The following is a 22,092-nucleotide window of genomic DNA, read 5'->3' as shown; positions in this document are numbered from 1 at the left end:
GTGCTCCTGCCGCTATTCCTTGGTGAGGCCGTTCTTGGCGGCCCAGTCCGCGGCGACCCGGTCCGGGTCCTTCTTGTCGTTGCTCACCAGCTTGTTGAGCCGGGCCAGTTCCTGGGTGGTGAGGGCGCCGCCCAGGCGGGCCAGGGCCTTGCGGACCTTGGCGTCGGCCTTGGCGGAGCGGACGACGGGCACGATGTGCTGGGCGGGGATGAGGGCCTTGGGGTCGGCGAGGATCACCCAGTCGTTGGCCTCGATGTCGGGGTCGGTGGAGAAGAGGTTGGCGACGTCGACATCGCCCTTCTTCAACGCGCCCTTGACCAGGGGGCCGGAAGCGTCGAGGGCCTTGAACTCCTTGAAGGTCACGCCGTAGCGGTTCTTGAGGCCGACCAGGCCGACCACGCGGTTCTTGTCCTCGGCCGGGCCGCCGAAGACCAGCTTGCCGTTCTGCTTGGCCAGGTCGGCGAAGCTGCGCAGACCGTACTCGCGCGCGGCCTCACGGGTCACGCAGAAGACGTCCTTGTCCTCGGCGGCCGCGTACGACAGGGCCTCCAGACCGCCCGGGAGGGCGACGGTGAGGGCGTTCTGGAGGTCGCCCGCCTCGGTCTGGGGGGCCTTGTCGTCGAAGTGGAGCAGCAGATTGCCCTGGTACTCGGGGAGCAGATCGATATCGCCCTGCTGGAGGGCGGGGATGACGATCTCGCGTGAGCCGAGGTTGGGCCGCACGTTCGTCTTGATGCCCGCGCCCTTCAGCGCCTCGGCGTAGAGGTAGCCCAGCAGCTGGTTCTCGGTGAAGTTGGCGGTGCCGATGACCAGGCCGCCCACGCTGCTGCCGCCGCCCGAGCCACCGCTGCCGCCGTCGCCCTTGAGCGAGGTGATACCGCCGCCGCAGGCGGCGAGCGCGGGCACGGAGGCGCCGGCGAGCAGGCCGCCGAGCAGTTTCCTGCGGTTCATGGGGTCGTCTCCTCGGATCGGAGTGAACTCGGTGAGTGGGTGAGTCGGTGCTCAGCGCTCAGTGCGCGTGGGCGCGCGGGGGGCGGTTGCGGAACAGCAGACGCTGTACTCCGGCCAGCGCCAGATCCAGGGCGATGGCCAGTACGGCGACGAGCACCGCCCCGCCCAGCACCTGCACCAGATCGCGCTGGGCGAGCCCGTCGAAGACATAGCGGCCGAGGCCGCCGAAGCTGACGTACGCGGCGATGGTGGCGGTGGCCACGACCTGGACGCAGGCCAGCCGCAGCCCCGTCATGATCAGCGGCAGCGCGAGGGGCAGTTCGACCTGGAACAGCACCTGGTACCAGCGCATGCCCTGGCCCCGTGCCGCGTCCCTGACCTCGGGGTCTACGGCGGCCATGCCCGCGTACGTATTGGTGACGATCACCGGGACCGCGAGGGCGACCAGCGAGATGTAGACCGGCCACATGCTCAGCCCGCTGGCCAGGAAGACCAGGGTGACCAGGCCGACGGTCGGCAGCGCCCGCCCGAAGCCGGAGAGGTTGATGGCGAGGAACGCGCCGCGCCCGGTGTGCCCGATGAGCAGCCCGACCGGGAGGGCGATGGCGGCGGCGACCAGGGTGGCCAGCAGGGAGTACTGGAGGTGTTCCAGGAGGCGGGTCGCGATGCCGTCGGTGCCGGACCACTGGGAGCCGCTGGTCAGCCAGCGCAGCAGGTTCTGGAGTAGCTCGATCATGTCAGGCACGCCTCCTCAGCCACGGGGTGCACAGCCACTGGATGGTGACCAGCACCGCGTCCGCGACCAGCGCGAGCAGCAGGGACAGGATGACTCCGGCCACGACGGGGGTGGGGTAGTTGCGCTGGAAGCCGTCGGTGAACAGCTGGCCGAGACCGCCGTACCCGATGTAGCTGGCCACGCTGACCAGCGAGATCGCCATCACCGTGGCGACCCGTACGCCCGCCATGATCACCGGGAAGGCGAGCGGCAGCTCGACGGTGAGCAGGGTGCGCAGCGGACGGGCGCCCATCGCGGTGGACGCCTCGCGGACCTTGCTGGGCACGCTGTCCAGCCCCTCGACGGTGTTCCGGAGCAGCACGACCAGGGTGTAGATGGTCAGCCCGGTGATGGCGGTGGTCCGGGTGAGACCGGTGACCGGCAGCAGCAGGACGAAGATCGCGATGGAGGGGATCGTGAACAGGATGTTCGAGACCCCGAGCAGAAGTCCGCGCAGCGGGCGCACCCGGTGGGCGATCACCGCCAGCGGCAGCGCGATCAGCAGGCCGAAGAGGACGGCCGGGACGGCGGTGGAGAGGTGGTCGAGGGTGAGGGTGACCAGGTCGGACCGGTGGTCGGGGAACCAGCCCCAGTCGACGGTCATGCGGTCACGCTCGCGTCGGAGGCCGTGGTGCCCTCACCGGTGTCAGCGGTTTCGGGTGCCTCGTCGGCGTCCTTGAGGGCGGCCGCGCGGCCCGCCTCGGCGTGGCGGCGTCCGGCGTGCTCATGGATCCTGTCGCGCCCGGTGACCCCGGTGAGCACGCCGTCGGCGTCCACGCGGGCCACCAGACCCGCGGGGGATGCCAGCGACTCGTCGAGGGCGGTGAGCAGCGAATCGCCGTCCCGCAGCGGGCGCACCGGCAGCAGCGGGGCCCGGTCGCCGTCCGGCCCCTCGGTGTCGCGCCAGCCCAGCGGCTCACCGCGCTCGGAGGTGACCAGCCGCCAGCGCTCCCCGTCGGCGGGCGCGGCCTCCTGCGGCACGTCCGCGAGGGTGGACAGCGAGAGCAGCTTCAGCCCGCGCTCGGCGCCCAGGAAGCCCGCCACGAAGTCGTCGGCGGGGCTCGCCAGCAGCTCGGCGGGGGGCGCGCACTGGACGAGGTGGCCGCCGGTGCGGAAGATCGCGATGCGGTCGCCGAGCCGTACCGCCTCGTCGATGTCGTGGGTGACGAAGACGACCGTCTTGCGCAGCTCGCTCTGGAGCCGCAGCAGCTCGTTCTGGAGCTGGGTCCTCACGACCGGGTCGACCGCCCCGAACGGCTCGTCCATCAGCAGCACCGGCGGGTCGGCGGCGAGCGCGCGGGCGACCCCGACGCGCTGCTGCTGACCGCCCGAGAGCTGGTGTGGGTAGCGCTTGCCGGAGTCGGCGGGCAGCCCGACCAGCTCCAGCAGCTCGGCGGCGCGGGCCCGCGCCTTGCGGCGGCCCCAGCCGAGCAGCAGCGGGACGGTGGCGATGTTGTCGAGGATCGTGCGGTGCGGGAAGAGCCCGGCCTGCTGGATCACATAGCCGATCCCGCGCCGTAGCTCGGCGGCGTCCGCTTCGAGGACATCACGCCCGCCCACGCTCACCGTGCCGCTGCTCGGCTCGACCATGCGGTTGACCATGCGGAGAGTGGTGGTCTTGCCGCAGCCCGACGTGCCGACAAGAACGGTTATGCCCCCTTCGGGGAGTTCGAGATCGAGGCGGTCCACCGCTGTGGTGCCGTTCGGGTAGTGCTTGCTGACGTCCTTGAAGCTGATCATCCGCTTCCCCTTGCCCTGTCTGCATATAGTCATGCACAGTCATAGGCGAGTGAATAGAAGTCAAGAGGTCTGCGTTAATCACCGGTTACTTCTGCTCGCGATATGGACGGAGCGCTTGGTGTTTTGCCCGAATGGGGCGTGCTGGAGAGGGGTTGCCCTGGATGTTGTCTCATATGCTGGATGCTGATCACGTGGCCGCCGACGGCACGGACGGCGCGGGCCCGCGGATCACACTGGACGGCCGGAGCCTACGCGTCGTCGATGTCACCCGTCTGGCCGACCGCCGCAGCCGGCCCGCGCCGCCCGACCCCACCGCGCTCGCGCTGGCCGAGCGCGCCTGGGAGACCGCGGACCGGCTCGCCGCCACCGGCCGCGTCTACGGCCGCAGCACCGGGGTGGGCGCCAACCGCACCGAGGACGTCGGCCCGGCCGACTCCGACCACGGACTGCGGCTGCTGCGCAGCCACGCCGGCGCGATCGGCGCACCGCTGCCCGGCCGCGAGGTGCGCGCCATGATGGCCGTCCGCGCCAATCAGCTGCTGGCGGGCGGCGCCGGGCTGCGCCCCGCCGTCGTCACCGCGCTCGTCGAGGGCCTCGACAGCGGCGCCCACCCGGTGATCAACGAATACGGCGCGGTCGGCACCGGGGACCTCGCCGCGCTCGCCCAGGCCGGGCTCGCGCTCGTCGGCGAGCACCCCTGGGACCTCACCGAGGCCGTGCCCGGCCGGCGCGCCCCCGACCCCATCACGCTCGACAGCAATGACGCCCTCGCGCTCATCAGCAGCAACGCCCTCACGCTCGGGCAGTCCGCGCTCGCCCTCGCCGAGCTGCGGCGGCTGATGTCCGCCTCGCTCGCCGTCGCCGCGCTCTCGCTGATCGCGGTCGGCGGGTCGTACGAGGCGTACGCCGAACCCGTGCACGCCGCCCGGCCGCACCCCGGCTCCATCGCGGCCGCCGCCCGGATGCGCGCCCTGCTCGGCGCCCCCGCCCGGCCCACCCCGCCGCTCGGGCGCATACAGGACCCGTACGGCTTCCGCTGTCTGCCGCAGATCCATGGACCCGCGCTGGACGCGGCGGACGCGCTGGAGCGGGTGCTGACCGTCGAGTTCAACGCCGCCGCCGAGAACCCGCTGATCAGCGCCGCCGACGAGGCCGCCTACCACCACGGCAACTTCTACGCCGCGCATACCGCGCTCGCCCTGGACCACTTCCGGCTCGCCGCGCTCCAGACCGCCCGGCTCTCCACCGCCCGGCTCGCCGCGCTCAGCGAACCGGACTTCACCCGGCTGCGCCCCTTCCTCGGCGACGCCGCGTCCGCGAGTTCGGGCGTGATGATCCTCGAATACGCGGCGGGGGCGGCGCTCGGCGAGATGCGCGCGGTCTCCCACCCGGCCTCGCTCGGCCATGCCGTGCTCTCGCGCGGCGTCGAGGAACAGGCCAGTTTCGCCTCGCTCGGCGCCCGCCAGACGCTCCGGGTGGCCGACCACTACCGGTTGGTGCTGGGGTGTGAACTGGTCGCCGCCGTACGGGCGTTGCGCCAGCGCGGCCTGGAGCCCGACCCGGAGCTCCCGGCCGGTGCCGCCTTCGCCCTGGCGTCGGAAGTGCTCGATCCCCGGATGGAGGACCGGCCGTTGACGGAGGATGTGGCGGTGGCCGCGCGCCTGCTCGACCGGCTGGCGGAGGCATGAGGGACGAGGGTACGAGGGTCAGGAGGACGCCATGAGTACGGACCACGGGGTGAGCGGTGCTCGGACGACGCCGGTGGGAGAGGAGGCCGCGGGGGCGGCGGTCGGTACGGGCGGCGCGGGTGTTCCGGCGGGCGCGGGTGTTCCGGCAGGTTCGGGTGTTCCGGCGGGCTCGGGTGTTCCGGCGGGCGCGGGTGTTCCGGTCGGCGCGGGTGCGGCCACCGCCTCCGGTGCCTCGACCGCCGCCCGGCTCCAGGCGCTCTTCGAGGGCCACCGGCTGACCCCCACCCAGCGGCGGATCGCCCACTGCATGGTGCGGCGGGCCGCGGACGCGCCGTTCCTCTCCAGCGTCGAACTGGCCGAACTCGCGGGCGTCAGCCAGCCGTCCGTGACCCGCTTCGCGGTCGCCCTCGGCTTCGACGGCTATCCGGCGCTGCGCAAACATCTGCGCGATGTCGCCCCCGCCGAGCCGGCGGCGGACGAGGGCTCGTACAACGAGTACCAGCAGGCCGTGCAGTCCGAGATCGACAATCTGCGCCATCTCGCCGCGCTGCTGGCCGACCCCGCCCCCGTCGTCCGCGCCGGCCGGCTGCTCGCCGAGTCCCGCCCGCTGCCGGTCCTCGGGCTGCGGGCCGCCTCCGCGCAGGCGCGTGGCTTCACGTACTTCGCGCGCAAGGTCCACCCGGACGTCCGGCTGCTCGACGAGGGCGGCACGATGCTCGACGACCGCGTCGACGCGGCGAAGCGCGCGGGCGCCACGGCCCTGCTGTGCTTCGCGCTGCCGCGCCATCCGCGGGAGGTCGTGGAGGGCCTGGAGTACGCCCGGGAGGCGGGCCTGGCCGTGGTCACCGTCGCCGACAGCGCCTTCGCCCCCGTCGCCCGCCACAGCGATCTGCTGCTGCCCGCGGCGGTCGGCACGGGCCTGGCCTTCGACACCGCGTGTGCGCCGATGCTGCTGGGGCGGGTGCTGCTCGAGGCGATGTGCGACGCGCTGCCGGATGCGCAGGCGCGGCTGGAGGAGTTCGACGCGAAGGCGGCGGAGCGGGGGCTGTTCGTGGAGTGAGCCCCTGGGGCCGTAGCCGCCCGCTTCGGGGGTTCCGCCCCGACCCCGTCCCTCTCACCGAATTCTCAGGCATCCTGGCTAGATTCCTCGATTCGGCAGGGTTTTCTTCCGGAATTCACCAGGGGTGAGGAGGTCGGTCGTGGGGCGCGGGTCGTATGCGCTGGCACGGGTGGCGGTGATCGTGAGGGCTCCCGCGGGGTGGCTGTGGTGGCCCGGCGTACTGGCCGCCGGAATCGGAGCGCTGGTACCGGGGCTGACCGGACGCCGGATCGGAGTGCTCGCCGGGGCGGCGCTCTTCCTGGTCGCGGCGGTCGTGGTGTTCGCGGTGCGACGGAAGCGATATCGGGAACTGGCGCGCGCTGCCTCGCGCGCGGGCAAGTCGGTCTTCCTCCAGGACCGCGCGGTAACCGTACGGGCCCGCCGCCGCGCCCTGCGGTGGTGGCTCCTGCTGGCCTTCCTCGCCGCGGTCGGCTCCTCCTTCGCCGTCCCGGCGGCGGGCGGAATGCTGCTGGCGGGGCTCGGCGCGGGCCTGTGGGCGAAGGCGCTGTGGCTGGGCCGCTGGGAGCGCGCGAACGATGCGCTGCTGTGGGTCCGTACGGAACGAGTCTCCCGCGGGCGCCCGGCGGGCAAGGCGGTGGACGCCTACCAGACGACGGGCATCGTGGCCGGCGACGCGGGCCCGGGCGGCGCCCGCCGCCAGAGGACGATGGCGCCGACCGCGCGCTGAGGGTACGCCGTGGTTTCGGGGCTGCCGTGTATTTGGGTTGCCCGGTGCTGGGGTTGCGCTATGCCGGGTTGCCCCGTGCCGGGTTGCTCGGCGCCGGGGTTGCGCTGTGCCGGGGGCGCCCGGTGTCGGGGTTGCCCTGTGCCGGGTTGCCCCGTACCGGGGGCGTCTTGCGCCGGAGTTGTCCTGTGCCGGGGTTGAGCTGCGGGGGCTGGGCGGCGTGGGTGGGTGCGGCGCCGTCTCGCGCCTTCGGCGCATTTGAGCATGGGTCCGGGGTGTCCTGGCGGGGGCCCGTCGCCGACAGAGGGCCGGTGGGGGCGGACGCCGGTGGCGGCGCCAGTCCGGCCCAGGACTGGGCCCGATCCGGACTGCGGGGGTTTTGGGGTACCCCCTTCGAAAACGTTTGACAAATTAGTTGCACGAGATCAAACGTTTTTTGAAGGGGGGTACCCTACCCGGCACGACGCGTGACGCGCTCAGCCATCCAGGGTGCGCGGCCTGGGCGGCGACCGAGAACGCCGCCGGGCACCGGCCCGCCATCCCAGCGGCAGTCCGGCAACGGCCTCGGCCCCAGGCCACAGAAGCCGCCACCGCCCTTCGTCCCACCGACCGGTGGTCGGCGATGTGGCCCGTGCCCGTGCCTACCTGCCCCGTTGCTCAATCGGCGTCAGCCGAGACGAAGTCGGTGGTCGCGGGGCGGACTTCGGGCCCACTCAGTTTGGGCGGGGGCGGAGGTTGCCGGGTTCCGGGGCGTCCGCCGGTCGTGGGGCTGTCCGTCAGTCCGGCAGTGGCCTTGGCCCCAGGCCACAGGTGCCGCCGCCGGGCTAAGCCCCCACCGGCCGGTGGTCGGCGACACGGCCCCCGCCCCGTGCCTACCTGGCCCGTTGCTCAATCGGCGTCAGCCGAGACGAAGGCCGCGCTCGCGGGACGGACTGAGGAACCCCAGGGCTGGGCGCCCCGCGCCCTAACGCAGTCGGGTCAGCCCCAGCGCATACGCGGCACCACTCTCCGCCACGATCTCCCCCACCGTCTGCGGCGGCCGCACCGTCGCGAAGCGCACCTCGCCTTCGGTGGTGTCGAAGCCGTAGACGCCCGGCCTGGGCAGGCTGTTGTAGGCGAAGTGGTTGGAGAAGTAGTACGCGCCCGTGTCCAGCAGGGCGACCAGATCGCCCGGTGCCAGTTCCGGCAGGGGCCGGTCGCGGGCGATCAGGTCGCCCGCGAAGCAGCAGGGGCCGGCGATGTCCTGGGCGATCGGGCCGTCGGGGCCCGCCGCCTTGGGGCGGCCCTCCGCGTCGTAGGCGGCGACCCGTAGCGGCCAGGCATCGGGGGCGAAGACCGTACGCGTGGCGAGCTGGGCGCCCGCGTGGGTGACCGCGATGGGGCGGCCGCCCGCGGACTTGGCGTATTCGACCCGGGCCAGCACCAGACCGGACTTGGCGAGCAGGGACCGCCCGAACTCGGTGACCAGCGCGTACCGCCCGTCGAAGAGCCCCGGCACGGTGTTCCGCAGCAGCTGTGCGTACTCCCGGTAGTCGGGCGTGACCTCGTCGGAGGCGAAGTTCACGGGGAGCCCGCCGCCGATGTCGAGCGCGTCGATCTGCCGGCGGCCGACCGCCTCGTTGATCTCTTCGGCCAGTTCGTAGGCCACCCGTATGCCCACCGCCATCAGCTCCAGCGGACAGCCCTGGGAGCCGACATGCGCGTGCAGCCGGGTCAGCCAGGGGCGCTCCGTGAAGGCGCGGACGACCCACTCGCGCGCCCCCGGGTCCTGGAGGGCGACGCCGAACTTGGAGGTCGCGGTGGCCGTGCTGAGCGCGTCGATGCTGCCGCCGCCCACCTGTGGGTTGATCCGCAGGCCCAGGGGCGCGGGCGGGGTCGCGCGGTGCCCGACCAGCGTGCCGAGCCGGTCCAGCTCCTGCGGGTTGTCGGCGTTGACCGCGATCCCCAGGTCGAGGGCCTCGCGCAGCTCCGCGGCGGTCTTGGCGGGGGAGTCCAGGACAATCCGGTCGGGCGTCACCCCGGCCGCGCGGGCCAGCGCCAGCTCCCCGGGGCTGGCCACCTCGCAGCCCAGGCCCTCGTCGGCCAGCAGCCGCAGGACGGGGACGAGCGAGGCCGCCTTGACCGCGAAGGCGTGCAGGACGGGGGTGCCGGGCGCGACGACCTCCTCGAAGGCCGCGCGCAGTCCGGCGGCGGCCGCGCGGATCCCGGCCACGTCCAGCAGCCCGACGACGGGCTGGTCCGGGCCGAGCAGCCCCTGCTGCACGGCGGCCCGTACGGCCTGTTCACGCCGGGTGGCCATCGCGATCGGTGTCGATGTCATGACCTCAGCCAACCATTCGGGGACGGCTCCCGACCAGCGGCCCCGGAGCCGCTCCAGGAGCTCCGCCCCCTCTGCTCGGCGCCCCCCGAGTTCCCCGAGTCCCCTGCGCCTCCCACGTCCCCCGCGAGCCCCGACAGCAGCGCCAGGGCCTGTTCGGCGGGGTTGCCCGGGGCGGCGTGGTAGACCACCAGGAGCTGGCCCTCGGTGCCGGTGACGGCCAGCTTCTCGTAGCTCAGCTCGAGCGGGCCGACCTGCGGATGCTGGAAGGTGGACGTGCCGGACCCGGCCTTGGGCTTGACGTCATGGCGGGCCCACAGCTGCCGGAACCGCTCGCTCTTGACCGACAGCTCACCCACCAGCTCGGCCAGGGGCGGATCCTCGACATCGGGGCCGACGAGCGCGCGCAGGGCGGCCACGACCCCGGCGGTGGCGGTCTCGCTGCCGTGCGCCTCGTGGATCTCCGGGTCGAGGAAGAGCGCGCGGACGACGTTCACCCCGGGGCGGCAGAGCGGGGAGAGTGCGATGGCCAGCGGATTGGCGAAGAGGATGTCCATATAGCGGCCCTGGACGAAGGCGGGGTTCCGGGTCCAGGACATCACCAGCTGCTGAATCCCGGCGGGCACCCGCTCCGGCCGCCGCGGACGACGGCGACGGGGCGCGGGGCGGGCCAGCCGGTGCAGATGGGCGGTGGCGTCATCGTCCAGGCGGAGCACACGGGCCAGGGAGTCGAGCACCTGTGCGGAGGGGTGCCGGTCGCGGCCCTGCTCCAGCCGTAGGTAGTAGTCGCTGCTGATGCCCGCGAGGAGGGCGAGCTCCTCGCGGCGCAACCCGGGCACCCGGCGCCGCCCCACGGCGGGCAGCCCGACGTCCTCGGGCCGCACGAGTTCGCGTCGCGCCCGCAGATACTCCCCCAGCCGATTCGCGCACTCCACCATCTCTCCACGCTATGCGCCCGGCGAAGACTGAGCCTGGTCCTGCGACTACCAGGGTCGGCGGGGCGGAACGGGGTCCGGCCGGCGCGGCGGGGGCGGGCTGTATCGCGCCCGGCGCGATCTGGCACCGCCAGGGGCGGTCGTGGGACGGGGGTCGCTCGCGTCGCGGGCCGATGGGGAGGCGCCGCCGCAGGCGGAGCCGGACCCCGTCGGCGGGCCGCCGACCGGCGCGGCAGGCGCAAGCCCCCGAGCCATGGCTGCTGGGGCGGTCAGGACCTGGTGGCCCCGGAGCCGGCGGGCGGCTCCCGGCGGGGGCATCGCGGCCCGCGTGGGCCTGGCGCTGCCCGCGGCGCCCTGCGCGGGCCGGGGGCGTGTCGCGCGGGTCCAGCCTGGTCCTCGTACTCCCAGGACGCGGGGGGTCTGGGTGGGAGCGGTGGGTGGAGTGACGCTGGGGGTATGGACCCCAAGGAAACACGCATAACGACACCTTTTGGTGCCCGCTCCACCGCCGCCGAGGTGATCGACGGCGTCGATCTCTCGGGCAGGCGCGCGGTGGTCACCGGGGCCGCTTCCGGTATCGGTATCGAGACCGCGCGGGCGCTGGCCGGGGCGGGGGCCGAGGTGACCCTGGCGGTGCGGAACCTCGAGGCCGGGGCCCGGGTCGCCGAGGACATCACCGCCACCACCGGCAACAAGCGGCTGTATGTCGCACATCTCGACCTGGCCGACCGGGCCTCGGTAGCCGCCTTCGCGGACGGCTGGGACCGGCAGTTCACCGTCAACCACCTCGGCCACTTCGCACTGGCCCGCGGCCTGCACGGCGCCCTGGCGGCAGCCGGGTCTGCCGCATCCGCCGCATCCGCCGGGTCCGCCGGGTCCGCCGGGTCCGCCGGGTCCGCCGGGTCTGCCGGGTCTGCCGGGTCCGCCGGGTCTGCCGGGTCCGCCGGGTCTGCCGGGTCCGCCGGGTCTGCCGGGTCTGCCGGGTCTGCCGGGTCCGCCAAGTCCGCCGGGCTCGCCGCATCCGCCGGGTCCCCCGGCACCCCCGGCACCCCCGCGTCCGCCCGAATCGTCGTCGTCAGCTCCGCCGCACACCTCCGCTCACCAGTCGTCTTCGACGACCTCCACTTCGACTACCGGCCGTATGAGCCGATGCTGGCGTACGGGCAGTCCAAGACCGCCAACGTGCTCTTCGCGGTCGGCGCGAACGCGCGCTGGGCGGGCGACGGCATCGGCGTCAACGCCCTGAGCCCCGGGGGCATCCGGACCAATCTCCAGCGCCATGTCGGGGACATCGCGGCCCCGGGCGTGGTGTGGAAGACCCCGGAGCAGGGGGCGGCCACCTCGGTGCTGCTGGCCGCATCGCCGCTGCTGGAGGGCGTCGGCGGCCGCTACTTCGCGGACTGCGCCGAGGCCGAGCCGGTGAGCCGCCGCCCCGAGGACCTCAACGCCATGATGGTGGGGGTCGCCCCGTACGCCCTCGACCCGGAGGGCGCAGACCGCCTCTGGGCGACGTCGGAGCGGCTCCTGGCCGCAGACTGACCCGAGCCCCTTTCACCAGCACCCCGGGGCTACAGCTCCACCAGCACCGCCCCGAGGTGCCGCCCCTCCACCAGTTCGCACAGCGCCCCCGGCGCCCGGTCGATGCCCGTCAGCCGGGTGTACGGATACGTGATGGTGCCCTCGCGCAGCGCGCGGCCGAACTCGCGCAGGTAGTCGGGCATCGCGTCCTGGTGGTCCGCCGCGCTGATGCCGCGCAGCGTGACGCTCCGGGCGATCAGGGCCAGGGTGCTGATCGCGGTCGGGGCCAGCGCATCGTCGGACAGCTGTGCGGCCAGCGCGCCGACCAGGGCGAAGCGCGCGTTGCGGCGGGCCAGCTCCAGGGCGGCCCGCAGCTGTTCGCCGCCGACGGTGTCGAAGAGGGCGTCGATGCCGTCGGGGGCGGCCGCGCGCAGCTGCTCGTCGAGGGGGCCCGCGCCGCGGAGGACGACCGCGTCGTAGCCCAGCTCCCGCGTCAGCCGGTCGGCCTTGTGGCGGGAGCCGGTGGAGCCGATGACCCGCGCGGCGCCGTGCAGCCGGGCGAACTGCCCGGCCAGGGAGCCCACTCCGCCCGCCGCGCCGGTGACGAACACCGTGTCGCCGCGCCGCACCCCGGCCCCGCGCACGACCCCCAGCCAGGCGGTGAACCCCTGCGACAGATGGGCGGCGGGGTCGGGCAGCGCCTTGGGGTCGACGGGCGACACCTCCCCGGCGCCGAGGACCGCGTATTCGCGCCAGCCCGCGCGGTGGCGGACGACGGTCCCGGGGGCGAGATCCGTTCCCGGCGCGTGGACCACCTCGCCGAGGGCCGGGCCCCGCATCACCTCACCCGCCCTGTGCAGCAGCTGGGGGAGGCCGAAGGCGTCGGGGTCGGCGAGCGTGAGCGGGCGCATCACGGCGGCGACGCTCATCAGTTGGTTGCGCACCAGCACCTGGCCGGGGCCGGGTGTGGGGACGGGGACGGTGACGACCTCGAAGTGGCCCGGGGTGAGCGCGCCTTCGGGCAGGGCCGTCAGACGGACCTCGCGGTGGGTGGCGGGGAGGGACACGCGGGGCTCCTCGGCGGACGGACCGGACACGACCCGGCGACGCTACCCCGCGCCGACCATGCCGCGCCGACCATGCCGCGCCGACCATGGCGCCGCGCCCCACTGTGGCGCCCCGTTACGGCGCCCCGCCGTGGCGCCGCGCCGCACCGGACGCGCGCCCCCGGCGAGCCCGCGCCGCTGAACCACCTGGGTGTATGCGAGACTCCGCACTATTGACTAGTCATATTCATCGGCATCAAGATGTGAATATCTCGATCCAGTCGATGGCAGGGAGGCTTGGCCCATGACAGGACCGCGACCCGTACGGGCGCCGCGTGGTGCGCAGCTCAGCGCTCGGGGGTGGCAGCAGGAAGCCGCCCTGCGCATGCTCCAGAACAACCTCGATCCGGAGGTCGCCGAGCACCCGGACAAACTCGTCGTCTACGGCGGCACCGGCAAGGCGGCCCGCGACTGGCGCTCGTTCGATGCCATGGTCCGCACCCTGCGCACGCTGAAGCAGGACGAGACGATGCTGGTCCAGTCGGGCCGCCCGGTGGGCGTCATGCAGACGCACGAATGGGCGCCGCGGGTGCTGATCGCCAACTCCAACCTGGTCGGCGACTGGGCCAACTGGGAGGAGTTCCGCCGCCTGGAGGCGCTGGGCCTGACCATGTACGGCCAGATGACCGCGGGCTCCTGGATCTACATCGGCACCCAGGGCATCCTCCAGGGCACCTACGAGACCTTCGCGGCCGTGGCGGCCAAGAAGTTCAACGGCACCCTGGCCGGGACGATCACCCTCACCGCCGGCCTCGGCGGCATGGGCGGCGCCCAGCCGCTGGCGGTCACCATGAACGACGGCGTCGCGATCTGCGTCGACTGCGATCCGCGCGCCATCGAGCGCCGTATCGAGCACCGCTACCTCGACGTCCGGGCCGACAGCCTGGACCATGCGCTCCAGCTGGCCACCGAGGCCCGGGACGCCCGGCGCCCCCTCTCGATCGGCGTGCTGGGGAACGCGGCCGAGCTGGTCCCGCAGCTGCTCGCGATGAACGCCCCGATCGACATCGTCACCGACCAGACCAGCGCCCACGACCCGCTGTCGTATCTGCCGGTCGGCGTGGACTTCGACGAGATGGCCTCGTACGCCGCCGAGAAGCCCGCCGACTTCACCGAGCGGGCGCGCGAGTCGATGGCCCGGCATGTCGAGGCCATGGTCGGCTTCATGGACGCGGGCGCCGAGGTCTTCGACTACGGCAACTCCATCCGCGGCGAGGCCAAGCTGGCCGGCTTCGAGCGCGCCTTCGCCTTCCCCGGCTTCGTGCCCGCCTACATCCGGCCGCTCTTCTCCGAGGGCAAGGGCCCCTTCCGCTGGGCCGCCCTCTCCGGCGACCCGCGGGACATCGCGGCCACGGACAAGGCGATCCTGGACCTCTTCCCGGAGAACGAGTCGCTGGCCCGCTGGATGAAGATGGCGGGGGAGCGGGTCCACTTCCAGGGGCTGCCCGCCCGTATCTGCTGGCTCGGCTACGGCGAGCGCGACAAGGCGGGTGAGCGCTTCAACGAGATGGTCGCCGACGGCACGCTCGCCGCACCGCTGGCGATCGGCCGCGACCACCTCGACTGCGGCTCCGTGGCCTCCCCGTACCGCGAGACCGAGGCCATGCTGGACGGCTCGGACGCGATCGCCGACTGGCCGCTGCTCAACGCCATGGTCAACGTCGCCTCGGGCGCCTCGTGGGTCTCCATCCACCACGGCGGCGGCGTGGGCATGGGCCGCTCGATCCACGCGGGCCAGGTCACGGTCGCCGACGGCACGGCACTGGCGGGCGAGAAGATCCGCCGGGTGCTGACGAACGACCCCGGCATGGGCGTGATCCGCCACGTGGACGCGGGCTACGACCGCGCGGACGAGGTAGCCCAGGAACGAAACGTCCGGATCCCCATGAGGGAAGCAGAGTGACTGTTGTGGGCAATCGTTCCGCAGAGGGGGTACCTCCCAGCGGTAGCTGGGGGAGGGACGGGTGGGCACAACCTACCCACCGGGCCGCACCCGCCCAGGAAACGGAAGGGCCGGCGGCGGTGGGCGCACCCACGACCACGGGCGCATCGTTCCACGACATGTGGCGCGACCTGACCCCCATCGGCCGCAACACAACAACAAACGGCTACCGCCGCTACGCCTGGACGGAAGCCGACGCGGACTGCCGAGAGTGGTTCAGGGCACAGACAGAAACCCGCGGCCTCACCTACGAAGTGGACCGCAACGGCAACCAATGGGCCTGGCTGGGCGACCCCACCGCAGGGGACGCCGTGGTCACCGGCTCCCACCTGGACTCCGTCCCCGACGGCGGCGCCTTCGACGGCCCGCTGGGCGTCGTCTCCTCCTTCGCGGCCCTCGACGAGCTGCGCGCACGGGGCGCCCGCCCCACCAAACCCCTCGCCATCGTCAACTTCGGCGACGAGGAGGGCGCCCGCTTCGGCCTGGCCTGCGTCGGCTCCCGGCTGACCAGCGGCCGGCTCAGCGTCGAGCGGGCGCATGAGCTGCGCGGCGCGGACGGGCTGAGCCTCCCCCAGGCGATGGAGCGCGCCGGTTACGACCCGGACGCGATCGGCCCCGACCCGGAGCGGCTTGCCCGTATCGGCGCGTTCGTCGAGTTGCACATCGAGCAGGGACGTGCGCTGGCGGACACGGCCGACCCGGTGGGCGTCGCCTCCGCGATCTGGCCGCACGGCCGCTGGCGGTTCGACTTCCACGGCGAGGCCAACCACGCCGGGACGACCCGGATCGAGGACCGCCGCGATCCGATGCTCACCTACGCCAACACCGTCCTCGCGGCCCGTAAGAAGGCCAGGATCGCCGGGGCGCTGGCGACCTTCGGCAAGGTCAGCGTGGAGCCGAACGGCGTCAACGCGATCGCGAGCCTGGTCCGCGGCTGGCTGGACTCGCGCGCCGCCGACGAGGAGACCCTGGCCGCCGTGGTCGGCGAGATCGAGCGCGCCGCGGTCGAGCGGGGGCGGCGCGACGGGGTGGACGTCCGGGTCACCCGGGAGTCCTTCACCCCCGTCGTCGAATTCGCCCATGATCTCCGGGACCGGCTGTCCGGGCTGCTGGGCGGGGTTCCGGTGCTGCCGACCGGGGCCGGGCACGACGCCGGCATTTTGTCCGCGTCCGCTCCGACGGCCATGCTGTTTGTAAGGAACCCCACCGGCGTCTCGCATTCACCCGCGGAGACGGCGGGCGAGGACGATTGCCTCGCCGGTGTGGCCGCACTCGCGGAGGTACTGGAGGGCCTGGCGTGTCACTGACGGCGCAGACGTACTGGGCGGAGCACGCCTGGGTGAACGGAAGCGTGCGGTCGGACGTGGTGATCGTGGCCGCGGCCAATGGGCGGATCACGGCGGTGGTGCCCGGGAGCCCGCGGCCGCCCGCCGGTTCCGTCACCCTCCGTGGTCTGACGATCCCCGGTCTGGCCAACGCCCACAGCCACGCCTTCCACCGGGCCCTGCGCGGTGTCGTGCAGGCGGAGGGCGAGGCGGGCGACCGGGCGGAGGACGAGGACGAGGCAGGGAGCGAGGCGGAGAGCGGGGCGGAGGGCGATACGGCCGGCCGGGCGGCCCGGCACGGCAAGGGCGCGCCGGACTCCTTCTGGACCTGGCGCGAGGTGATGTACGGGGTCGCCGACCGGCTGACCCCGGACAGCTACTTCGACCTGGCTCGCGCCGTCTACGCCGAGATGGCCATGGCCGGGATCACCTGTGTGGGGGAGTTCCACTACCTCCACCACGCACCCGGCGGCACCCGCTACGGCAACTCCAACGCGATGGGGGAGGCCCTGATCGCGGCGGCGGCCGAGGCCGGTATCCGGATCACCCTGCTGGACACCTGCTATCTCTCCGCCGGTTTCGGGGCCGAGCCCAACGAGCACCAGCTGCGCTTCTCCGACGGCACGGCCGAAGCCTGGGCCGAGCGGGTCTCCGGGCTGAAGGGCGACGGCAACACCCGCATCGGCGCGGCGATCCACTCGGTGCGGGCCGTCCCCGTCGACCAGCTGGCGACGGTGTCCGGCTGGGCCCAGGAGCGCACGGCGCCCCTGCATGTGCACCTCTCGGAGCAGACCGCCGAGAACGACGCCTGCGTGGACGCACACGGCTTCACCCCCACCCGGCTGCTCGCCGACCACGGGGTGCTGGGCCCGCGGACGACCGCCGTGCACGCCACCCATCTCACCCCGGGTGATATCCGGCTCCTGGGCCACGCCTCGACCGGTGTCTGTATGTGCCCGACCACCGAGCGTGACCTCGCCGACGGGATCGGCCCGGCCGTCGAGCTCCAGCGCGCGGGCTCACCGCTCTCGCTGGGCAGCGACAGCCATGCCATGATCGACATCCTGGAGGAGGCCCGCGCCATGGAGCTCGACGAGCGGCTGCGCACCCGCGCCCGTGGCCACTGGACCGCGGCCCAGCTGCTGCGGGCCGCCACCGTGGACGGCCATGCGGCGCTCGGCTGGGGCGCGGACGCGGGCCGGATCGAGGTGGGCGCGCTCGCCGACCTCACCACGATCGCGCTGGACTCGGCGCGCACCGCGGGGCCGCCGCCCCGGCTGGGCGCCGAGACCGCCGTATTCGCGGCGACCAGCGCGGATGTCCGGCACACCGTGGTCGGCGGCCGCCATGTCGTACGGGACGGGACCCATCAGCTCGTCCCCCGCGTACCGCAAGCGCTGGCCGAGTCCATCCAAGCCCTGCACGGCTGGTGACCCGGCCGCCACCGCCACGGCCGACGAAGGAGAGCACCCCCACGATGACGACCGCGACGACTGCGCCGACTACGACCGCCATCACCGACATCGCCGGTCTGGTCACCAATGATCCCTCCCTCGGTGCGGGCCCCCTCGGCCTGATCAAGGACGCGGCCGTCGTCATCGACGGCGACCGCATCGCCTGGGTCGGTGAGTCCAGCAAAGCACCCGCCACCGACAATCGGGTCGACGCCGGTGGCCGGGCCGCCATTCCGGGCTTTGTGGACTCCCACTCCCATCTGGTCTTCGCGGGCGACCGGACCGAGGAGTTCAACGCCCGGATGTCCGGCCGCCCGTACAGCGCGGGCGGGATCCGCACCACCGTGGCCGCGACCCGCGCGGCCTCGAACAACGTGCTGCACGCCAACGTCGGCCGCTATGTGGCCGAGGCGCGCCGCCAGGGCACCACGACCGTCGAGATCAAGTCCGGTTACGGGCTGACCTCGCGGGACGAGGCCCGCGCTCTGACCATCGCCGCTGTCCACACCGACGAGGTGACCTTCCTCGGGGCGCATATCGTCGCCCCCGAGTTCGCCGACGACCCGGCCGGGTACGTGGATCTGGTCACCGGCCCGATGCTGGACGCCTGCGCCCCGCACGCCCGCTGGATCGATGTCTTCTGCGAGCAGGGGGCCTTCGACGGCGACCAGGCCCGCGCCATCCTGACCGCGGGCCAGGAGCGCGGGCTGATCCCGCGGGTCCACGCCAACCAGCTCTCCTACGGCCCCGGGGTGCGGCTGGCGGTGGAGCTGGGCGCCGCCTCCGCCGACCACTGCACCCATCTGACCGATGACGACGTGGACGCGCTGGCCCAGGGGGAGACGGTGGCCACGCTGCTCCCGGGCGCGGAGTTCTCCACCCGCTCGACCTATCCGGACGCGCGCCGGCTGCTGGACGCGGGCGCCACGGTCGCCCTGTCCCCCGACTGCAACCCGGGCTCGTCCTTCACCAGTTCCATGCCGTTCTGTGTCGCCCTGGCGGTACGGGAGATGGGGATGACGCCCGACGAGGCGGTGTGGGCCGCCACGGCCGGTGGGGCGCGGGCCCTGCGCCGTACCGATGTGGGCCGGGTGAGCCCGGGGGCCCGCGCCGATCTGGCGCTGCTGGACGCCCCGTCCCATGTGCACCTCGCCTACCGCCCCGGCGTTCCCCTCATCTCGGCGGTGTGGCTGGGCGGCACCCTGATCTGACGGTCCGGCAGCGCACGACGGGGACACGGACCCGACGGAGACGCGAACTCGACGGAGACGCGAATAAGGGCCCGTCCCGGTGATCCGGGGGCGGGCCCTTATCCGTCTGCGGAGGCGTCACTCCTCGATCATCAGACCCTTACGGAGCCGACGGAGGGTGCGCGACAGCAGCCGCGATACATGCATCTGGGAGATGCCCAGTTCCTCACCGATCTCCGACTGCGTCATATTGGCCACGAAGCGCAGGGAGAGGATCTTCCGGTCGCGGGCGGGCAGATCGGCGATCAGCGGCTTCAGGGACTCGACGTACTCGATGCCTTCGAGCCCGTGGTCCTCGTATCCGATCCGGTCGGCCAGCGCTCCCTCGGAGTCGTCCTCCTCCGGCTGGGCGTCCAGCGAGCTCGCGGTGTACGCGTTGCTCGCGGCCATGCCCTCGACGACCTCGGCCTGGGTGATGTCCAGCCGCTCGGCCAACTCGCGGACGGTGGGGGCGCGGTCGAGCCGCTGGGCCAGCTCGTCGCCGGCCTTGGCGAGGTCGAGACGGAGTTCCTGAAGCCGCCTCGGCACGCGCACCGACCAACTGGTGTCGCGGAAGAAGCGCTTGATCTCACCGACGATCGTCGGCATCGCGAAGGTCGGGAATTCCACGCCCCGGCCCGTTTCGAAGCGGTCGATGGCCTTGATCAGGCCGATGGTGCCAACCTGGACGATGTCCTCCATCGGCTCGCTGCGGGAGCGGAACCGGGAGGCGGCGAACTTGACCAGCGCCAAGTTGAGCTCGACCAGGGTGTTACGCACATAGGCGTATTCGTGGGTGCCTTCCTCCAGCACCTGGAGACGTTCGAAGAGGGTCTTCGACAGAGCCCTCGCGTCCACCGGTGCCACCGTGTCATACGGGGGTATCTCCGGCAGATCGGACAATTCCGGCAGTTCATCGAAGAGATGGCCAACGGCCGCCGGGGCGTCAGCGTCGGGGGTGAACTGCTCGGGCAGGGGGGCCGACGAAACGGTGGTCCGAGTGCTCCCCGAGGGTTCGGTACGCGTGTCGTCGAGGCGGGGTGACATGGTCTCCTCCATCGTTCTCGGCATATGGCTGCCGGTGCCATAACGTGCTGCTCCGGTGAGCGGCGCCTCCAAAGCCGGTCCGTAAGCGGGTGTGACCCTCTACGCCTACCTGCATCGGCCACCAAGTGGCAAGTCCACGTTGTCCATATTTGCCGAATTTGCCGAACTATGCGAAATGTTCGGCTACCAGGGGGCCGGGTAGAAGGCGTAGGGTTCGATGCGCGCAATCGAAAGCAACGAGACGCCAGAAGAGGTGCGCAGATGGACCGCGGGATGGTCGGCAGCGCCAGTAAGGGCCGACTTCAGGTCGAGGTTCGGCACCACGGGGCGAGTGCGGTCGTCACCCCGGCGGGTGAGCTTGACCACCACACCGCAGAAGTGCTGCGCGAGCCGCTCGAGAAGTGCGTGGAGGGGGGACGTGTCCGGCTGGTGGTGGACTGCTCGAAGCTGGAGTTCTGTGACTCCACCGGGCTCAACGTCCTCCTCGGTGCCCGGCTCAAAGCCGAGGCCGAAGGCGGCGGCGTCCATCTGGCCGGGATGCTCCCGATCGTTGCCCGGGTGTTCGAGATCACGGGCGCGGACGCCGTCTTCACGGTGCATGAGTCGCTCGACGCGGCCCTTGTCGAGTGATGTAGCTCACTCCTGTTTCCGGCGTGTCATCGGTGGGTCATCGATGCGTTGCACGCGTCACATCGGTGGGGCGGAAGTAGTGGGTGTTCTCACGCTATGGCCGGGCAGGAGACAGGCTGAAACTGTTGAAGAGATCAGGTATCCCTTGTCCCTGAATCGGTGAATCGGTGAGGTGAAGCGCTGATGAGCACCACCCGGCCGTACCCGCCGGGCGACCGCGGCCCGGATCCGGACGGCCCCGCCGCTTCGGCCTCCCCACCGGCTCCCCCGACCGCCGGCCCCATCGGCCAGATCCGCAGACTCCATCTGATCGGAGCCAGCGGGGCGGTGCCGCGCGCCCGCGACTTCACCCGCCAGGCGCTGCGCGACTGGGGGTGGCTTCCGGCGTCTACCGCCGACCACCGGGCCGCCGCCGAGGACGTTCTGCTCGTCGTCTCCGAACTGGTCACCAACGCCTGTCTGCACGCCGAAGGCCCGGAGGAGCTGCGCGTCAGCTGCAACGCCAAAGTGCTCCGCCTGGAGGTCGTGGACCTCGGCACCGGTACGCCCGCCCCGCGCACCCCGCACCGCGCCGGGCGGCCCGGTGGCCATGGCATGTTCATCGTCCAGAGGCTGTGCCTCGACTGGGGGGTCGTGCGCAACGTGGAGGGATCCGGCAAGACGGTCTGGGCCGAACTCGCCGCGCCGGGATGAAGAGCGCGGCTCAGGCCCCCCGCTCCCATCCCCTCCACCTGTCTTTCACCCGCGCTTCCCCCCGTTTCACACCGATCCGGCGTGCGCTTTGTCTTCCCTTGACAAGGTCCCCGGCGTACCGTCAGCGCCCAATCTGATGTGCCGTCAGTTACTTTCGGCTGCGGCGCTTGACGAGAGGGGAACTCGTGGTGTCCCGCAACCAACGCCGTCCGGCCGGCCGTGGCGGCGCCCTCACGCTCGCGGCGGCCCTGGCCGGCTCCGTGGTACTCCTCACCGCCCCGGCCGCGCACGCCGAAACCGTGGACGTCGACTACCAGTGCAAGACGCCGATCGGCGACAAGAGCGCCGTATCGCCCATCGACATCAAGAGCGTCGCGAGCGGCGGCGCCTACAAGCTCACGATGTCCTTCGAGAAGGGCGTCTCCTCCAGCCCCGTCGAGCTCGGCAAGGGCGCCATGCACCCCAGCGCGCTCATCAAACTGGGCGGCGCGGAGAGCGGCACGGTATCGGTGTCGGGGCCCGCCAACGACAAGGCCATCCCCGCCAACACCCCGATCAAGATCAGTGACCTGTCGGGCACCTACACCCCCAAGAAGAGCGGAAAGGTCACCTTCACGGCCTCGACCCTCACCATCAAGGCGCTGGGCACGACCACGACCTGCACCCCCGGCAACAACCCCAAGCCCTCGCTGACGCTGGACGTCAAGGCGGCGGGCGGCGGCGGGGACTCCGGCTCCACCGGCGGCACGGGCGGAACGGGCGGTACGAGTGCGGGCGGCACGGGCGGGTCCGGCGGCTCCGGCGGGGCGCAGGGCGGCTCCGGCAACGACCAGTTGCCGCAGACCGGCCCGACGGACTCCGCCGTCGCGCTCGGCACCCTCGGCGGCACGGTGCTGCTCGCCGGAGTGGCCGGGGCGCTCTGGCTGACCCGCCGTCAGCGTCCGACACCCTGACCCGC

The 22,092-nt window shown here is 72.7% G+C and carries 19 protein-coding genes; 11 read left to right on the top strand and 8 right to left on the bottom strand.

Annotated elements, in window-relative coordinates; translation table 11 throughout:
* Window positions 1-12: 12 nt before the first annotated feature.
* Genes NQU54_RS28950 through NQU54_RS28935 form a run of 4 tightly spaced genes read right to left on the bottom strand, consistent with a single transcriptional unit; the run spans window position 13 to window position 3,466 of the window.
* Window positions 13-951 (bottom strand): ABC transporter substrate-binding protein, encoded by a 939-nt coding sequence (locus NQU54_RS28950; RefSeq protein ID WP_069873380.1) that lies wholly within the window; start codon window positions 949-951, stop codon window positions 13-15.
* 58 nt (window positions 952-1,009) lie between these two features.
* Window positions 1,010-1,687 carry an ABC transporter permease gene (locus NQU54_RS28945; protein WP_069873378.1) on the bottom strand — a complete coding sequence of 226 codons (678 nt, stop codon included), beginning with the start codon at window positions 1,685-1,687 and terminating at the stop codon, window positions 1,010-1,012.
* Between the two features lies 1 nt (window position 1,688).
* Complete coding sequence (locus NQU54_RS28940; RefSeq protein WP_069873376.1) at window positions 1,689-2,330, bottom strand: ABC transporter permease; 642 nt, start codon at window positions 2,328-2,330, stop codon at window positions 1,689-1,691.
* Window positions 2,327-3,466, bottom strand: a complete 1,140-nt coding sequence (locus NQU54_RS28935) for an ABC transporter ATP-binding protein (RefSeq protein ID WP_257633636.1) — start codon at window positions 3,464-3,466, stop codon at window positions 2,327-2,329. The genes NQU54_RS28940 and NQU54_RS28935 overlap by 4 nt, the downstream gene beginning before the upstream one ends.
* Window positions 3,467-3,627: 161 nt before the next feature.
* Between NQU54_RS28935 and NQU54_RS28930 the strand changes: the two genes are divergently transcribed.
* From NQU54_RS28930 to NQU54_RS28920, 3 genes are all read left to right on the top strand, one after another.
* Window positions 3,628-5,154: an aromatic amino acid ammonia-lyase gene (locus NQU54_RS28930; RefSeq protein WP_372506070.1), complete on the top strand. Its 1,527-nt coding sequence runs from the start codon at window positions 3,628-3,630 to the stop codon at window positions 5,152-5,154.
* A gap of 31 nt (window positions 5,155-5,185) precedes the next feature.
* The gene (locus tag NQU54_RS28925) at window positions 5,186-6,214 is read left to right on the top strand and encodes a MurR/RpiR family transcriptional regulator (protein WP_257633634.1); all 1,029 of its coding nucleotides are present in this window, start codon (window positions 5,186-5,188) and stop codon (window positions 6,212-6,214) included.
* Window positions 6,215-6,353: 139 nt separating this feature from the next.
* Window positions 6,354-6,941 (top strand): hypothetical protein, encoded by a 588-nt coding sequence (locus NQU54_RS28920; protein ID WP_100807024.1) that lies wholly within the window; start codon window positions 6,354-6,356, stop codon window positions 6,939-6,941.
* Between the two features lie 961 nt (window positions 6,942-7,902).
* Here NQU54_RS28920 and NQU54_RS28915 read toward each other — a convergent pair.
* Both NQU54_RS28915 and NQU54_RS28910 read right to left on the bottom strand, forming a co-directional pair.
* Window positions 7,903-9,258, bottom strand: coding sequence for a type III PLP-dependent enzyme domain-containing protein (locus NQU54_RS28915; RefSeq protein ID WP_257633633.1), 1,356 nt, complete (start codon window positions 9,256-9,258; stop codon window positions 7,903-7,905).
* Window positions 9,255-10,193: a helix-turn-helix transcriptional regulator gene (locus NQU54_RS28910; RefSeq protein WP_257633632.1), complete on the bottom strand. Its 939-nt coding sequence runs from the start codon at window positions 10,191-10,193 to the stop codon at window positions 9,255-9,257. The genes NQU54_RS28915 and NQU54_RS28910 overlap by 4 nt, the downstream gene beginning before the upstream one ends.
* A 453-nt stretch (window positions 10,194-10,646) precedes the next feature.
* Between NQU54_RS28910 and NQU54_RS28905 the strand changes: the two genes are divergently transcribed.
* Window positions 10,647-11,729, top strand: coding sequence for an SDR family NAD(P)-dependent oxidoreductase (locus NQU54_RS28905; protein WP_257633631.1), 1,083 nt, complete (start codon window positions 10,647-10,649; stop codon window positions 11,727-11,729).
* 29 nt (window positions 11,730-11,758) lie between these two features.
* Here the strand turns inward: NQU54_RS28905 and NQU54_RS28900 are convergent, their stop codons facing one another.
* Complete coding sequence (locus NQU54_RS28900) at window positions 11,759-12,775, bottom strand: MDR family NADP-dependent oxidoreductase (protein WP_257633630.1); 1,017 nt, start codon at window positions 12,773-12,775, stop codon at window positions 11,759-11,761.
* 283 nt (window positions 12,776-13,058) lie between these two features.
* Between NQU54_RS28900 and hutU the strand changes: the two genes are divergently transcribed.
* From hutU to hutI, 4 genes are all read left to right on the top strand, one after another.
* Entirely contained in the window at window positions 13,059-14,717 is a 1,659-nt protein-coding gene (gene hutU / locus NQU54_RS28895) for a urocanate hydratase (RefSeq protein ID WP_079153734.1), read from the top strand.
* A gap of 158 nt (window positions 14,718-14,875) precedes the next feature.
* Complete coding sequence (locus NQU54_RS28890; RefSeq protein WP_257633669.1) at window positions 14,876-16,063, top strand: allantoate amidohydrolase; 1,188 nt, start codon at window positions 14,876-14,878, stop codon at window positions 16,061-16,063.
* On the top strand, window positions 16,054-17,514 hold the full coding sequence (locus NQU54_RS28885; protein ID WP_372506068.1) for a formimidoylglutamate deiminase: 1,461 nt from the start codon (window positions 16,054-16,056) through the stop codon (window positions 17,512-17,514). Before NQU54_RS28890 ends, NQU54_RS28885 begins: the two co-directional genes overlap by 10 nt.
* 44 nt (window positions 17,515-17,558) lie before the next feature.
* Entirely contained in the window at window positions 17,559-18,746 is a 1,188-nt protein-coding gene (gene hutI / locus NQU54_RS28880) for an imidazolonepropionase (protein ID WP_069873356.1), read from the top strand.
* 117 nt (window positions 18,747-18,863) lie between these two features.
* On the opposite strand, the gene NQU54_RS28875 is transcribed toward hutI, so the two are convergent.
* The gene (locus tag NQU54_RS28875; protein WP_069873353.1) at window positions 18,864-19,811 is read right to left on the bottom strand and encodes an RNA polymerase sigma factor SigF; all 948 of its coding nucleotides are present in this window, start codon (window positions 19,809-19,811) and stop codon (window positions 18,864-18,866) included.
* A gap of 261 nt (window positions 19,812-20,072) precedes the next feature.
* On the opposite strand from NQU54_RS28875, the gene NQU54_RS28870 reads away from it, so the two are divergent.
* The 3 genes from NQU54_RS28870 to NQU54_RS28860 all read left to right on the top strand — a co-directional run bounded on the left by NQU54_RS28870 (window position 20,073) and on the right by NQU54_RS28860 (window position 22,087).
* A complete protein-coding gene (locus NQU54_RS28870) occupies window positions 20,073-20,441 on the top strand; it encodes an STAS domain-containing protein (RefSeq protein ID WP_069873351.1) in 369 nt (122 codons plus the stop codon).
* Between the two features lie 183 nt (window positions 20,442-20,624).
* Entirely contained in the window at window positions 20,625-21,134 is a 510-nt protein-coding gene (locus tag NQU54_RS28865) for an ATP-binding protein (RefSeq protein ID WP_167501968.1), read from the top strand.
* A gap of 185 nt (window positions 21,135-21,319) precedes the next feature.
* Window positions 21,320-22,087, top strand: a complete 768-nt coding sequence (locus NQU54_RS28860; RefSeq protein WP_099013997.1) for an LPXTG cell wall anchor domain-containing protein — start codon at window positions 21,320-21,322, stop codon at window positions 22,085-22,087.
* Window positions 22,088-22,092 lie beyond the last annotated feature (5 nt).

The organism is Streptomyces malaysiensis subsp. samsunensis (genome assembly GCF_024519315.1).
Lineage (GTDB): Bacteria > Actinomycetota > Actinomycetes > Streptomycetales > Streptomycetaceae > Streptomyces > Streptomyces malaysiensis.
The sequence above is the reverse complement of the archived record's forward strand: the minus strand, read 5'-3'. Positions and strand labels throughout refer to the sequence as shown.